Annotated in this window: 16 protein-coding genes; 3 read left to right on the forward strand and 13 right to left on the reverse strand. The window is 34.9% G+C overall.

Annotation, left to right across the window (positions count from 1 at the left end; translation table 11 throughout):
* Window positions 1-383: 383 nt before the first annotated feature.
* From QUF94_RS17845 to QUF94_RS17860, 4 genes are all read right to left on the reverse strand, one after another.
* Window positions 384-671 (reverse strand): hypothetical protein, encoded by a 288-nt coding sequence (locus tag QUF94_RS17845; RefSeq protein WP_289317023.1) that lies wholly within the window; start codon window positions 669-671, stop codon window positions 384-386.
* Window positions 671-970: a DUF2089 family protein gene (locus QUF94_RS17850; protein ID WP_289317024.1), complete on the reverse strand. Its 300-nt coding sequence runs from the start codon at window positions 968-970 to the stop codon at window positions 671-673. Before QUF94_RS17850 ends, QUF94_RS17845 begins: the two co-directional genes overlap by 1 nt.
* 873 nt (window positions 971-1,843) lie before the next feature.
* Complete coding sequence (locus QUF94_RS17855; protein ID WP_181762298.1) at window positions 1,844-2,008, reverse strand: hypothetical protein; 165 nt, start codon at window positions 2,006-2,008, stop codon at window positions 1,844-1,846.
* A gap of 436 nt (window positions 2,009-2,444) precedes the next feature.
* Window positions 2,445-3,929: a PTS transporter subunit EIIC gene (locus QUF94_RS17860; protein WP_289317025.1), complete on the reverse strand. Its 1,485-nt coding sequence runs from the start codon at window positions 3,927-3,929 to the stop codon at window positions 2,445-2,447.
* Between the two features lie 111 nt (window positions 3,930-4,040).
* Between QUF94_RS17860 and QUF94_RS17865 the strand changes: the two genes are divergently transcribed.
* Window positions 4,041-5,768, forward strand: coding sequence for an amylo-alpha-1,6-glucosidase (locus tag QUF94_RS17865; protein WP_289317026.1), 1,728 nt, complete (start codon window positions 4,041-4,043; stop codon window positions 5,766-5,768).
* Between the two features lie 39 nt (window positions 5,769-5,807).
* On the opposite strand, the gene QUF94_RS17870 is transcribed toward QUF94_RS17865, so the two are convergent.
* The 6 genes from QUF94_RS17870 to QUF94_RS17895 form a co-directional block, all read right to left on the reverse strand.
* Window positions 5,808-6,527, reverse strand: a complete 720-nt coding sequence (locus QUF94_RS17870) for a UTRA domain-containing protein (protein ID WP_144553238.1) — start codon at window positions 6,525-6,527, stop codon at window positions 5,808-5,810.
* Between the two features lie 484 nt (window positions 6,528-7,011).
* Window positions 7,012-7,557: a hypothetical protein gene (locus QUF94_RS17875; RefSeq protein ID WP_289317027.1), complete on the reverse strand. Its 546-nt coding sequence runs from the start codon at window positions 7,555-7,557 to the stop codon at window positions 7,012-7,014.
* Between the two features lie 197 nt (window positions 7,558-7,754).
* On the reverse strand, window positions 7,755-8,222 hold the full coding sequence (locus QUF94_RS17880; RefSeq protein ID WP_289317028.1) for a VOC family protein: 468 nt from the start codon (window positions 8,220-8,222) through the stop codon (window positions 7,755-7,757).
* A 263-nt stretch (window positions 8,223-8,485) separates the two neighbouring features.
* Window positions 8,486-9,037 (reverse strand): GNAT family N-acetyltransferase, encoded by a 552-nt coding sequence (locus tag QUF94_RS17885; protein ID WP_289317029.1) that lies wholly within the window; start codon window positions 9,035-9,037, stop codon window positions 8,486-8,488.
* Between the two features lie 267 nt (window positions 9,038-9,304).
* The gene (locus QUF94_RS17890; RefSeq protein WP_289317030.1) at window positions 9,305-9,523 is read right to left on the reverse strand and encodes a hypothetical protein; all 219 of its coding nucleotides are present in this window, start codon (window positions 9,521-9,523) and stop codon (window positions 9,305-9,307) included.
* Between the two features lie 126 nt (window positions 9,524-9,649).
* Complete coding sequence (locus tag QUF94_RS17895) at window positions 9,650-9,871, reverse strand: TetR/AcrR family transcriptional regulator (RefSeq protein ID WP_353957816.1); 222 nt, start codon at window positions 9,869-9,871, stop codon at window positions 9,650-9,652.
* A gap of 161 nt (window positions 9,872-10,032) precedes the next feature.
* Between QUF94_RS17895 and QUF94_RS17900 the strand changes: the two genes are divergently transcribed.
* Together QUF94_RS17900 and QUF94_RS17905 are read left to right on the forward strand one after the other, a co-directional pair.
* Complete coding sequence (locus tag QUF94_RS17900; RefSeq protein ID WP_289317031.1) at window positions 10,033-10,479, forward strand: hypothetical protein; 447 nt, start codon at window positions 10,033-10,035, stop codon at window positions 10,477-10,479.
* An 87-nt stretch (window positions 10,480-10,566) separates the two neighbouring features.
* Window positions 10,567-10,995, forward strand: coding sequence for a hypothetical protein (locus QUF94_RS17905; protein ID WP_289317032.1), 429 nt, complete (start codon window positions 10,567-10,569; stop codon window positions 10,993-10,995).
* Between the two features lie 291 nt (window positions 10,996-11,286).
* Here QUF94_RS17905 and QUF94_RS17910 read toward each other — a convergent pair whose 3' ends face one another.
* From QUF94_RS17910 to QUF94_RS17920, 3 genes are all read right to left on the reverse strand, one after another.
* The gene (locus QUF94_RS17910) at window positions 11,287-11,778 is read right to left on the reverse strand and encodes a DinB family protein (protein ID WP_063575018.1); all 492 of its coding nucleotides are present in this window, start codon (window positions 11,776-11,778) and stop codon (window positions 11,287-11,289) included.
* A gap of 337 nt (window positions 11,779-12,115) precedes the next feature.
* Complete coding sequence (locus QUF94_RS17915; RefSeq protein WP_289317033.1) at window positions 12,116-12,670, reverse strand: hypothetical protein; 555 nt, start codon at window positions 12,668-12,670, stop codon at window positions 12,116-12,118.
* Window positions 12,671-13,140: 470 nt separating this feature from the next.
* The gene (locus tag QUF94_RS17920) at window positions 13,141-14,418 is read right to left on the reverse strand and encodes an IS110 family RNA-guided transposase (RefSeq protein WP_289314804.1); all 1,278 of its coding nucleotides are present in this window, start codon (window positions 14,416-14,418) and stop codon (window positions 13,141-13,143) included.
* Between the last annotated feature and the right edge of the window lie 458 nt (window positions 14,419-14,876).

Here is a 14,876-nt window from a genome sequence, read left to right on the forward strand (position 1 = left end):
CCCGTTAGTTGCCATTTACCCTTCAACATGGAAGAAAAAGGCCTCCCATAGTACACTGTGGAGGCCTTTACCTTTAAAAATATTCACATGTTAGATAAGCATTCATTTCTGAATCTGTAACGCTTGGATTGTCTATCAGACCCTGTACATACAACATAGTCACCTTAATCTCAGGATTTTGACTAGTTTTCAACGTTCGTAAAATGATATCCGAGCTGCTAAAAATCATTCCATAATAAACTAATTTCTTACAGAACTAACCTGTCCCTTTAGTTCCATAAGAAAAAGGCTGCCTCAGCAACCCCTATTAATGAACAAACGCACCCGTTAGTTTAAGTGCAAACATTAACAAGAAAATTGAATCAATAACACTTTTTAGTTCATTATTTAATATCCAGTGTCTTCATTTTTTCTAATTCTTTCTTTCTTTTCTTTTTTAGAGATTCTCTTCCATTACTCCAGCCTCCCAATAAAATCGCCAATCCGCCAACTGCAACAATAATGAGTGAAAATGTATTTCCATTAACCATTCTATTGGACAACCATCCGAAAATAAAAACTAAATAAAGAACAGGTAAGATTGCTCCCCAGTAAATATTGTTTCTTCTAGATAAAAAAAATTGAACCCCCATTATTACAATGAATATTAACCATTTATAAACTTGATCCATTATTCATCCTCTCTTTCCTTTTTATATTTATCAATAATCATTTTTGCATCTTCTAAGCTAATACGGTCATCGATAGAAAGTTTTTTAATAAAACTTATGAACTCTTCGTTCTCTGCACTATTATTTAGTTTTATTTTTTGAATTAACTTATCTAATCTTATTCTTACAGTTGGATAGGATACTCCATAAAATTTCGCTATCTCTTTTAAAGAGCCTGAATTTATTACAAAGTTTTTAATAAATTCAATATCTTCTATGTCTAAAGATAAAATCCAATTTGGAACATCTTTTGACTCCATTTCCAAAACCTCCTTTAGTAAACTTTATATAAACTTTAACATTATTTTTAATAAAATTCAAATTTATTTTAATATTATTAAAAACATGTAGTCCTATAATATGTATTAACTACAAAAAAGGTTATAATATTTACTCTTTTACCTTTAACTATCCTTCCAGTGGTTCAATAAAAAGGGATTGCCAAAGCAATCCAATATTCTTATTCCAGCATCCAATAGTGCTAAAGAAATTTAAGTCTTATAGAACTAAACTGCCCCGTTAGTTCCATAAGGAAAAATCTGCCTTAAAGACAGCTCCGATCTTCAGCTAATGCACCCGTTAGTTGAAGAAGAGAGTTGACAACAAACTGTGAAACAAAAAAACCTCTATTAATTAGAGGTTTTTTTAGAACTATCTTGCATAACTTTATCAATAGCTGAGATAGTAGATTTTATATCTTCACAGGTTTCGATAATTTGTGTATCCAAATGTGTTAGTTCATAACAATTATTGTCATAGCATACAGACAATAACGGTATATCATTTTTGTTTTTGAAAGTTAATGTTATTCCACAGTTATTATACTGTTTTAAGGTTTCTAACATTGTTTTAATGTGGTCTAAGGACATATCGTCTTAGTCTCCCTTCTATTACAGAGGGAAGATGACTAAGAGAAGTCAGTAGGCGTCCTATATAATTCCAATTTTAACTCTAATTAACTATAACATACTAATGATTAAAAGTATTGTTATTCGATGTAGCTACACAGTACGAACACACTTCACTTGTAACAAACCTGCCCCTTTAGTTCTATAAGAAAAAGCCGCCTTAAAGACAGTTCCGATCTTCAGCTAACGCACCCCTTTCTTGAATAAGAAAAATTGCTTATGTGTTTATTTTCCACCTAAATCTTTGAGTTGTTTTTTTATTTCTTTAAGTTCGGACCGAAATGCCTTAACTTCTTTAGAATTGTCAATCCCAATACTAATGGCATATTGAACAATAAAAAATAGAATAACTAAACCAACAAAGCCGTAAAAAATTGAAATAATAATCATAATTTTAGCTCCCCTAATAAAATTCATTAATTTAACGTTACCATAAATAGTAAAATTAGTTGAACTTTTAACATAGCTCTTCTTCAAGGGGTACCACTAGCAAAACGCGGATTTACAACGTTAAGAATATTCCAATATTAAAAATCCCAATCTCTCAGCGATCAAATGAGAAATTGGGATATAATTATTCAAACAAGGGGTAGCTTCAGGAAAATGCGGATTTACAACGTTAAGGAAATTTCAATATTAAAAAGCCTAATTTCTCAATTTAATGCTAAGAAATTAGGCTTTTTTCATTGCTCCATTAAAGAGCCCGTTTGCTGAGTAAAGGTTTTACATTCATTTCATGAGATTATCCATTACTTACTAATATTGAATCTTTTTATTAAAGGTTAACTTTGTTGCAAATATGTGAGTGGTTTTTAATCATTTACCTTTAAACGTTTTTTGATAGCGTTTTTAATTCTAAAGATTTTTTACCCTTATCCTCTGTTTTTTTTTCAATAGTTTTATCAGCCTTAAATAAATTACTTTTAAAGAACCCAAAAGTTAACGTAACGGTGATGATAAATGTAATGGCCATCCCAATGAAATAGACGCTCCAATGTTCCGGATAAACTGAAAGGAAAGATAGAACTCCTCCCACTCCGACAGAAGTAGCTTTCACACCTTGTGCTGCTAGATACGCACTTCCGAATGCACTTCCTACCATAACGGCAATGAAAGGATACCTGAATCGAAGATTGATCCCGTAAATCGCTGGTTCAGTAACCCCAAGCCATGCGGATAACGTTGCAGTAAGTGACACACCTTTTAATTTTTGATTTTGCTTCAGAATAAAGAACATGGTCAACGCAGCAGCGCCTTGAGCTAGTGTAACCGTTTCCCCTATCGGCCATAAAGTAACATAGCCAAGTGTACCGGCCATTTGCAAATTCACTCCTAAGAAGATGTGGTGCATTCCAGTAATGACAAGAGGACCGGAAATAAATCCATACACGCCTCCGGCAAACGCAGGGGATACTTCAAACAGATAAAGAATACCATCCGTAATCCAGTTTGAACCTGTCATCGTAATCGGCCCGATGACTCCGAATGTTAAGAGGCCAGCGAAGACTAATGAAATCGGTGCCACAAATAACATTTGTAAATTATCTGGAATGAAGCTTTTCAAACGTTTCTCAGACCATGTTAAAACCCATGTCGCAAAAATAACAGGAAGAACCTGTCCTTGATAACCGATTTTGGCAATGTCCCATCCAAATAGACTCCAGTATTCCACTTCACTTGGATTTTCTGCATACGCATAAGCAGACATTAATGAAGGATGCACTAATAATAGACCTAACACGATTCCTAATAATGGATTCCCACCAAATTTCTTAGCAGTAGACCACGCGATGAGTACAGGAAGGAATGTAAATGCCGTATTGGCAATGACATTGATAAATTCTGCAAATCCTGTCCAGCCCGCATACACATCCAACAAGGATTTTTTGTCATAGAAAATACCAGAGTTTGCCAGAAGGTTATTTAATCCTAATAAAAGACCTGCAGCAACGATTGCCGGTAGGATCGGAATGAAGATGTCTGCCAAGACCCGGACACCTTTTTGAATGATGTTCCCTTTTTCACTAGTAATCTTCTTCATTTCATCTTTACTTACTTCTTCTGTACCGGTCTGATTTACAAACTCATTGTACACTTTCTCTACAAGCCCTGGACCAATAATGACTTGAAACTGGCCATTCACTGAGAAAGTCCCCTTCACCAGTTCATTTTCCTCTAACTCCTCTTTATTGATCAGGCTTTCATCTACTAATACCAGGCGTAGCCTTGTCACGCAGTGGGATGCATTAATGACGTTTTTTGACCCGCCGATATTATTTATGATGCTGGATACATGATCTTTAAAATCCATTTGATAACCTCCTCTACTTAAGCGTTTACATAAATTTTTAAACTTGTTTAAACAAGTTTATTTTAGTACAGTATAAATTGTCAAGAAAAATTGTAAAAAGGAGTGCTCACTTTGGATATACGAATCACACCTATGAGTCATTATGGTTCTTACATGGCTCTCACTTACCAAGAAAGCCAGACCCCAGAGAAAAATGGGCTCTATATTAATTCAGTAAGAGGCAAATCAAAACAGCATCAAAATGCTCTTAAAATCATCCCAACAATAAATGGGACTCCAGTTGAGTACACCTATGAAGCCGATGAATTTAAGATTGTCCTGACATTTAATGGTGGGGAAATCTTTGTATGCTTTGAAGATGCTGAAAGAATCTTTGTACAAGGCCGAGGGGAAAAAGTAGGTCTAACACTTGATTCCCAGCCAATCTTCAATTTCGAATATAACTATCTTTTGGGAAAAACCGGTGAAGACTACTGCATTGTCAATAGCTACAAGAATCTGACCAAATACATGATCTTTGCACCTCAAGGATCAGTCATGCTTCAACAAAACGTATTCATGGATACGACAGGCAGCACAAACAAAGCAGATAACCTGTCGAGTATCCAAATCACCTCAACGGATGAGTCAGATAAATTTTTATGTGTCATTGAAGACATTCCTACAAGTGGGGCAATTCCAGTAAAAAGGGAGTATAAGTTTGAAGAAGCATTGGATAAGAGCTCGAATCATTTTCTAGAATTCTTATCTAAACAGCCTGCTGTTCCCGAAAGGTATCAAAAAACCCTAAGGGAAGCTGCTTATCTGAATTGGACATGTATTGTGAATGAACAAGGGCTGTTGAAGAGAAAAGCCATGTATATGTCGAATACAAATTTCCCAGGTGTTTGGAGTTGGGATAATGCCTTCAACGCATTAGCACTTGCTGGTGTTGATAATGAGCTCGCATGGGATCAAATTCAGTTATTATTCGATTATCAGGACGTAAACGGACAAATTCCAGGTTCCCTCAGCGATTCGACCATCCGTTGGAATTTCTCCAAGCCTCCCGTACAAGGGTTATTCGTCTTGAAAATGATGGAAAAAATGACATTGACTACTGAACAATTAAAGAGAATATATACTCAAATCAAGAGACATGTAGAATTTTATCTTCAGTACAAAGATTTCAATGGCGACGGGATTTGCGAGTACCATCACGGGAATGATTCCGGACAGGATAACAGCACGGTGTTCAGAGATGCAAACATCATCGACTCACCAGACTTAACAGCATTCTTGATTAAGTCGATGGATATGCTGGCTGTTGTTGCAGAAAAACTTGATAAAGTAGAAGATAAGAAATATTGGGAAGAACAATCCACAAAATACATGCAGAAATTTTGCGACTATTTCCTTATTGAGGACCTTCCATTTGCTCGCTTTACAAGAGACGGTAAAGTAATTGAGAGCCAAGGAATCCTGCCTTTAATGTCAATTATCTTGGGAAACAAACTTCCTGAAGCTGCTAAAAAGAACATCCTCAATCTTCTAAAGAGCGAAAGGTATTTAACAAAGTGGGGAATTGCGTCGGAAGCCATCGACAGTCCTTATTATGAGGAGGACGCTTACTGGAGAGGACCAATCTGGGCTCCTACCACTCTCTTGTTTATAGAAGCATTTGAAGAATGCGGCGAACAACAATTAGCAAATGAAGTAACCGAGAAGTTCCTAGAGCTTTGTAAATATGGAGGGTTTGCGGAAAACTTCCATGCTGAAACGGGGGAAGGATTGCGAGACCTTGCCCATACGTGGACGTCCAGCGTGTTTATCCATTTAGCATCAAAACTGGCAAATTAATTAAAAAAGTGTATGAGAACTTCATCTCATACACTTTTCTTATTTTCGCTGTGTTTGGTCGAAGAACACAAAGTTACCCGGAGTATGCCTTGATTGAGTATGTTCAAACATCACTCCATCCGCATTAAAAACATGACTGGTCACAACGACAACACTATTAAACCCATCTAATTTTAAATATTTCTCATCCATCTCAGTAGTTCTTTCTACCACCATTTTCCGCTTTGCAGTGACCGCCCGTTGGTTCAGCTCTCTATCTAAGTATTCATAAATGGAATCCTCTGCTACCTCAATCGTTAATCCTTTAGCAATATCTTTCCTAAAATAATTATAATCCATAATTACGGGATTGCCTTCTAAATAACGGACACGCTTCAGGTGATACACTTCAACACCGATTGGAAACCTGGTATGCTCATGAATGCCTTCATCTACAACCAATTCCTCAAAGACGGTGACGTCTGTCCGATGTTTCTTATTGTTTCGAATAGCAAACTCCTTAAACGTTTCCGTCTCACCAAACATATATTCATTTCCCTTAAAATCTTGATAAATCACGCGGGCACCTTTCCCATGCTTGGTTTGTACATACCCTTCGTTTACAAGATTTCCGATTGCTCTTCGTAATGTGTTTCTTGAGCAGTCATACTCTATGATCAATGTATTCTCTGAAGGAAGGAGTTGTTGATACTGATAATCATTCTGTTCAATTTTCTTTTTTAAATCTTCATATATTTCTACGTACTTTGTTCTTGGCATGACAGCCTCCTATGCCCTATCTGTATGTAGTAAGTTTGGAGTACACATAATATCTCCCCACTTTCCTTTTTTAAGTATATCATTAAAACTTTATACATTACTTTTCTTAAGTTAATGATGCCTGTTTATTCTATAAACCTTATTCAATTAATTGGCCCTGATCTACAGTATCAGCTCAAAAAAGTTGAAAGCTCCATTGGGATGGGAGCATATCAACTTTCTTGGCGAGTATCGTTTTGACCCAAAAGGAGTTACTACCTTAGAGTCATTACGACCGTTAAACCAATGATAGCTATCAGCCGGTTACACTTTATCGTGGTGAAAACCGGCTATTTTTGTATCCGAATTCCCTTAACGTTGTAAATCCGCGTTTTGCTGGTGGTACACCTTCAATACCTGCCCCGTTAGTTCCATAAGAAAAAGCTGCCTTAAAGACAGCTCTCTAAAGCTAAAGCACCTGATAGTTGAATAATAATGGTTACATTCATGTTTCTTTATTCTGTAATAATAGTTTTTTAACAAAATTACAAAATTTTTCATTACCATGAACTTTAAAAATTATCTCATTCTCGAACTCAATTGATAACATCCATTCTTTATCCTTACCTATAAGTCCAGTATAAGAAGTACCGCCTTCACCAGCTGTGTTTTCAGTCAATAGGTAATACAATGGAAATAATACAGATGTTTTATCCTGTCTCTTTAAACTATAAGTTCCAATGCTTTCTATTACCCTTGAAATATTATCGTGAACATTAACATTAAAATAATTACACCCCTCATTTATCCCAAACATTCTACATCCTTCTAATAAAGATTCATTTAATTCTTCTGGAGAAAATTTTGCAGGTTTTAGATTATGAACAACTGAATGGAAAAGAGTAAGGTGATTATTCAAATCAACCGAATATAAAACTGTACTTGTATTAAAAAAATTTTCTTCAAGGAAATCGTTTGGAAATATGTATTGTTCTAACCATTTTCTTATTTCTTTAGATTCCTCATTATCTAATGCAGTAGCTAATCGCACATTACTTCTCTCCTCATGTTAAAGAAAAATAGACCTTCTTTTGTAATTCCATTATATAAGATACATTATTACCGATGAAGTTGTTCAACTATCTGCCCCGATAGTTGCATAAGGAACAAGCTGCCTTAAATACAGCTCCGATCTTCAGCTAACGCACCCGTTAGTTCATTAAGCAAAATAAATAATTATGCCTTCTCTTATTTTAATTTACTTTTAGCTAATGCCTCCCAATCTTCAAAGGACAGCTTATCAGTAATATGTTTTAAAGCATTAGGAACTTCAACATAACACATCATTTCTAAACTGTTACCATCAGGGTCTTTAAAGTAAACTGAAGCATTTTCTTGATATGGTCGAATAAATGGCTCAATAGATTTTCTACTACCAAATGGCACGACTTCAACTTGAATAGAATCTAACCATTTTAAAGACTCTTTTAAATTTTCATATGAAACTCGAAAAGCAATATGTCGTAAGGAAGGATGGTATGGTGTTTGATACTCATTTCCCTCCCACAACCCTAACCAACTTTTTCCTTTTTCAATCCAAAAAAAAGCAGTGTCTTCATCACGCCATGCAAATTCCAAACCCAACTTTTTATAAAACTCCAATGAAACATCTAAATTTTTAACAGGCAAATGTGCTTCAAATATTCCTTCTATCAAGTTCCCAACCCCTCTACCACTATGAATATATTACCAATTATAGATTAAAACATGTCTTATACAACTAATCTGCCCCTTTAGTTCCATAAGAAAAAGGCTGCCTCAGCAACCTTCCTTATTGAAGTAAAGGCACCCTTTAGTAAAATAAGTCCAGCCAAATATTTCTGGTTGAACCCATTAATTCACCGTCAGTCCACCATTTGGCGAATAATTCAGCATATCTCCACCCGAAAACGGAACCGATTACAAATAAGCAGTATAATCTATAATCCTACTGAGTTAATAATTCCATAATATACTAGATCTTCAAATCGATTTTCTTTCCTCACATGGTCAATTAATATCCCTTCATTTTTCAAGCCTAATTTTTGCATCACTCTTCCTGAAGCTGGATTTGAATTAAAGTAACGAGCAAATACTTTATGGTATTGCTTTTCTTCAAATGCAAAATGTAATATAGCTTGCGCTGCCTCTGTAGCATATCCATTTCCCCAAAATTTTTCACCAATCCAATAGGCTATTTCACCATTATTAAACTTTTGGTTGTTAGATAGCGCTATAGCTCCATATAATTCTCCACTTTCCTTATCTGTTATAGCAAATTCATATGATTTATTAACATTAAAATTATCAAGATGATGCTCAATCCATGATAAAGCATCCTCTATAGAGTATGGATAAGGTAGGTACAATGTATTTTTATAAATATTATAATTATTACAAAGTTTAGTAACAGCTACTGCATCAGATTTTTGAAACAGTCTTAGTACTAGCCTTTTAGTGGTAATTGTTTTATTTAGATTATCATATATCATAAGAAATCCTCCCTAATTTTGGATACTTACTCTTGCATATATTTACTATAATTATCCAAAAGTTCTTATTCAACTAAACTGCCCCGATAGTTCCATAAGAAAAAGCTGCCTTAAAGACAGCTCCGATCTTCAGCTAACGCACCCGTTAGTTCTATAAGAAAAGCGAAACTTCTTCAAGAATTGCGCCCTTTTATGGAATAACATGACTGGCATTTTTTGAAACAACTTTATTAGTATTTAAACGTTTTTATTGTCAATCAATAGCCGTTATTTCTTATTAGGTTCTTGGAGTTGAAACAGCTCAATAACAACAGTTAATGTATCCTGAATTTGAATTCGATTATCAACAAAGTGTTGCAAGTTAAAACCATTAAATAGAGCCCTTCCTGCAGTTGCTAAAGTTCTGGCATCCAATGGACTTCCGACAATACCTTCATTTTTCATTTCTTGAATAAAATGTGTAAAATATGTTCTCCATTCCTCCATCTGAAGAATAAGCTTCTTTTATCTGTGGGAATTCATTTGAAATCATACATCCTTGAAGAAGCATAGGAGAAGACCCCTTTTCATAAGCTTCATTTACCAAACGCATAGAATATTCTTTAAATTTATTTAGTGAATCTCGATCCTTTCCATTAAGAGCTTCCTTAAATCTTCAAAATAGAAATCAATACCTTCTTTTATTAACTTTAGCATGAATTCCTCTTTACTTGAAAAATGAGCATAAAAAGCTCCTTTTGAATAACCAGCGTGTTTTACAATTTGATCAATGCTTGTTCTTGAATAACCTTGTTTAGAAAATAGTTCAATTCCTGATTGGATTAATTTGTTAATGGTGTCTTCTGATTGCTTTTGAAAATAATTTAACCTAAAATAACCTTTTTTAGAAAATTTTGTATATTTTTATTGATTGGAATACATTACCTTTTATATAATTTATTAATAAGTACCGACTAGTTGGTACTTAAAACCAATTATAAAGGAGTGTGCTGTTAATGACATTAACTCAAGGGTTCAAAAAGAAATGGAAAACTATGGTTGTTTCTGTGATTATGGGATTATCTCTATTGGGGTTTTCAGCACCAAAAGCAAGTGCTACTATGACTGATCCACAATATTGGAGAACTGAGGATGGCGCCTGGGATGGAAGTGTGACAACACAATACTTAAATACTGTTGAAGTAGATTTAACAAGCCTTTATAAGATTAACCGCAATAATGGTGTTAAGGAAAAATGGTGGGATACAAGTATGCTTAGTGTCCGATTGTGTAAACCGGGCGGTGTTGGCTGTACAGGATATAAGGGTTTTACTAATACAGGTGGAGGTGCACTTCCCTATGCAAGATTCAGTGGGTTAGCAAAATATCAAAAATATTATGTAGACATTCGTGATTCTTGGTCCAATTATTACTTCAGCGGTTACCTTACTATAACTTATTAGGTCTCTTTCTTATCAAGAAAATAATGTGGTATACGCATTGATGTTGAGCTTATGTAGTTTTAAAGAGGAGATGAAGAAAAGGAAAAGATGAAGAAACTTAAAAAATTGTTTGCTACAATTAGCGCGGTTACAATGATAGCTTCCTCATTTATTTTTGTTACACCAGTACCAGAAGCTAGTGCATTAACTTATAATTGTCCGTCGAGCCGTGGTGGAGATGGATTACTGCAGCCAGGACAAACATGCGAATATACACCAGTAAGACATATGTGGTTTGGTCAAGTCTTCGACATGAGAGTTCATAATAAAGGAACTCGAACGATACATTATAGATTTGTAAACATTTGGTCTAATGAGATAGTAGACCAAGGTTATCTCTCAGCTGGGAAGAGGTTTTATAAGGATGGTCTTGTGATTACCAGGCAAGGAGAATTTAGAATAGAGCTAAGATGTACTACAGGTAGTACTATATATAATGATTGCAATGCAGAAGCTTGGTTTGGAAATTTTCGATGATAAAATAAAAATGGAGGGAGAAATCCTTCTGTCGATTTAAAATAAAGTTTGATAAAAACCCTGTTAATATAGGGTTTTTCTTTTGATTCTTAAACTCCATCTATATTGTTCAATTAAATGGCCCAATTGTTGAACAAAGGTCAAACAGCACTCTTCAACTATCCTGCCCCGTTAGTTCCATAAGAAAAAGCTGCCTTAAAGACAGCTCCGATATTCAGCTAACGCACCCGTTAGTTAAGAAAAGCGAAACTTCTTCAAGAATCGCGCCCTTACTAATGAATATTGATTTGACTATACTTCGACAACATCCACTTTCCAGCTCTTTTGCAGTTTTCGAATATAAATGATTTGACCAATGTGATATGCGTTATGAGTTGATGCATTTCCAAGTATTTCCCACCACTTCGCAGGTTCAGGAAAGCCATTTACTTCACTTTCAACTTTTTCTTCCGTTAATAAATTTTGCCATTGTAATAGTACCTCTAAAAGTCGTTCTTTTAAGTCATTAAAATTTTTATTTTCTGGAATGATAAAGCTTTTATTATTATCACCTATGGAAGGCACAGCATTGACATGAGATTTTTGGTACCTGGTTTGCCATGTTTCATTCCAATAAAGCAGGTGCTGCACAATTTCAACAATACTATTACAATTTTCATTAGGCTTCCAAAACGCTTCTTCCTCTGACAAGTTTTTAACAGAGTCAGAAAATGGAAGGTACCAGCTAGGATCATTAGCATTAGCTAATAATTGATCGGATAATACGTCTTTTGCATGAAACATGCTTTCCACACTCCTATTAAATTTTTTCTTTGAATCCAAAAGAATGTAAAAATAGTCATAAATTGAATACCTAGTTCTATTTATTCTCTTGATTAAAGTTAATTCCCTTTATTATTTTTCATAAGAAAAGCGTTTCTATTTTAGCCTATATAAAAATTACAATCTGGCTCAATTGTTGAATAAAGATCAAACAGTACTACTCTTCAACTATCCTGCCCCTTTAGTTCCACAAGAAAAAGGTTGCCGCAGCAACCCTTTGTTAAACTAACGCACCTGTTAGTTCATTAAGAAATGCAATCCTTATTAGCAATCTGCCCTAGATTGTTAGCGAGTAGAACTAAAAATTAATGAATTTATAATGCTCTTTAGTAAGAATTGATTCTGAAAATCCTATATCTTTTCTTATTTCTAGAACACATTCTGAAAAGTGTTCCTTTTCTAATGATTGCAATCTTCTTACTTCTTCTACGGGTAAACTTTGACCAAATAAGTGGTTGTTTTCAAGTTTAAATTGCATATATCTCGACAATGCTAGCAACACATCATCACTCGCCCACAACCAGGAAACATCATAAGCTTTCAAGAAATTTTTCTGATAGTCGACACGTTCATTTTCAGGTACTCTCTTGCCAATAAAAACTGCCATTGTATTGATTAAATTAATATAAACATTTCTTTTTTGATTTAATCTTTCTTGTTCGTTTGAAAATTCTAATTGAAGATCACTTTTTAACTTTTCTATTTCTTTGTCAATTTCCCCTTTTTGCTTTAGTAATTGATCATCAAATTTTCTTTTTTGTTTTTGTAATCCACGGTTAAACATATATCCTACAATCAAAGTGAATACACCTAGGAATGCAGCGTTTGTAATAATTGATTTAAAAAGATCCACTAGGACCTTCCCCCTTATTAAAATGATATTTTATTACTTTTACATTACCATAAGACGATAAACAACAGGCGTAATTCATTTTACTTATTCAACTAACCTCCCTCTATAAACATTGATGTATCAACGGTTTGCACCACTCGGTGTATTAGTGAAATTATTTTTTTATTCTGCTTTTAAACAGAGTATAGAAATTCTGGTTTTTATTACTAAATTGAGCGTACGCTTCGCTAAAACTAATGGAAATCATTAGCTATTTTCTCCACTATGTGATGCACAATAGATCTCTGCGAAACTTATGATGACGTACCCTCCCATGTCTCTTAGCGTCATTTGCGCTTACATTCCTTCGTTCGGTCTATTCATAAGGCAGAGGCCTGCTAAGCTGCCCCGGGGACTCTTGGTCTTAGTTTAGTAATGTTGCTGGCTTCTCCGTGTCATCCTTCTTGTTATAAATCGATAGTTAGAAATGCTTACGCTGCCTCTGAGAGGCAGTAGAGATCCTTCATCATATTCTGCTCATTAAAATGGACTTTCTTTTTACAAATACCATGCAATACTTTCAACAATTTACCACAGAGTACCACCATCGATTGCTTTCCACGTAAGGGATTTTGTTGGCGTGTTGTGTAATATTCATGAAGCTGTTTAAACCCCTCGTTGTGACGAATGAGTGGTACTATTACTTTGAAAAGAATATATCTAAGTCGCTTTCTTCCTCGTTTGGAGATATGTTTTTGTCCCTTATGTTGACCAGATGAGTTTTCACGTAATGTTAATCCCGCTAGTTTAATCAATTGGCGTGGATTTTCATAAAGTGAAAAGCTTCCAACTTCTGAAAGCAAATCAACAATGGTTGCATCTCCTAATCCAGGAACTGAAGCCAGCAGCTCATATTCCATAGTTGTTTGGGCCATTTCGGATAATTGACTATTCACAGATTCAATTTCGTTTTCTAGTAAGCGATACTGACGCAGGAGCGTGGCAATTTCATGTCGGGCCATCTGTGTCCCTTCTGTCAGTCCAATTGAATTCGTCGCTGCTTCAATGAGTAGCTTTGCTTTTGGTAGCTGTGGGGCTCTCATTCCCTTTACCTTACGGTAAAGAAAGACAAGCTCCTCAGCACTTTTTCCATCGATATCCTGTGGCAACGGAGTCATTTCCAATGTAGCTAGAGCCATCTTTCCGAAAGCCGGAAAGACTTGAGTAAACTCGGGAAAATAACGATCAAGCCAACGAATGATTCGATTTTTAATACTCGCTAAATCTTCCGTTAACTTTGAACGAAGAGTAGATCCGATACGAAGTTCTGCCTCTACTTCTTTTAATAAACGTGGATAGCTAAAACGCCCATCTTTCAATAAACGAGCGATGACTAATGCATCTTTTTTATCGTTCTTTGTCGGTAAATTATCGTCCAGTTCCTTCGATCGTTTGACATGCATTGGATTCACCATGACTAGTGGTATGCCGTAATGATCTAAGAAATTAGCTAGGTTCATCCAGTAGTGGCCTGTTGGCTCAATTCCAACAATTACTTCTGTTTTCTTAGCTTCCTTCATCGTTTGACGAATCTTTTCATACAGGTGTTCAAAGCCCTCTTTTGATTGATGAACTGCGAAGGCTTTTTCTATCACGCGCCCTCGTTCATCAACAAAACAAGCGTAATGAACACGCTTGGCAATATCCATACCAACAACGAGTGTATTTTCAGTAACTTGATTAATTTTTTCATTCCATTTAAACTGCATAGAGAAGTCCTCCTTGTTTGATGCTGGGTCAATGGTCGTTGACACTCATGCATCATACAAGAGGGCTCTTTTTCTTTCAAGACCTCGAACATCCTTCTAACAGGAATGCTGCCCCTTTAGTTGCATAGGAAAAAGCTACAACAATGATAGCTATGATCTTCAAAAATAAACCACTTAATTATGTTAATAATCAGTATTATGTAAGATAGGAAAGCTAAATATATTGTGTTTAATGATGTAGGTTTATGTAGTTTAATGTAGATTGAAATATAGAATAAATATGAACCCTATTTGTTGCAAAAAAGTTCACTCTATATTTTAAGTTAAAGACTACCTTCGTTAATTATTAATTACTATAATTTATCTTATTTTTCTTGAGTTATTATATTATTATTTATCACTTAATATTAAATATATTTTTTTGTATGTTTAAACGTGGTTTTAAAGAAATAGAAGAG

The sequence above is a fragment of the Peribacillus sp. NJ4 genome, from assembly GCF_030348345.1.
Lineage (GTDB): Bacteria > Bacillota > Bacilli > Bacillales > DSM-1321 > Peribacillus.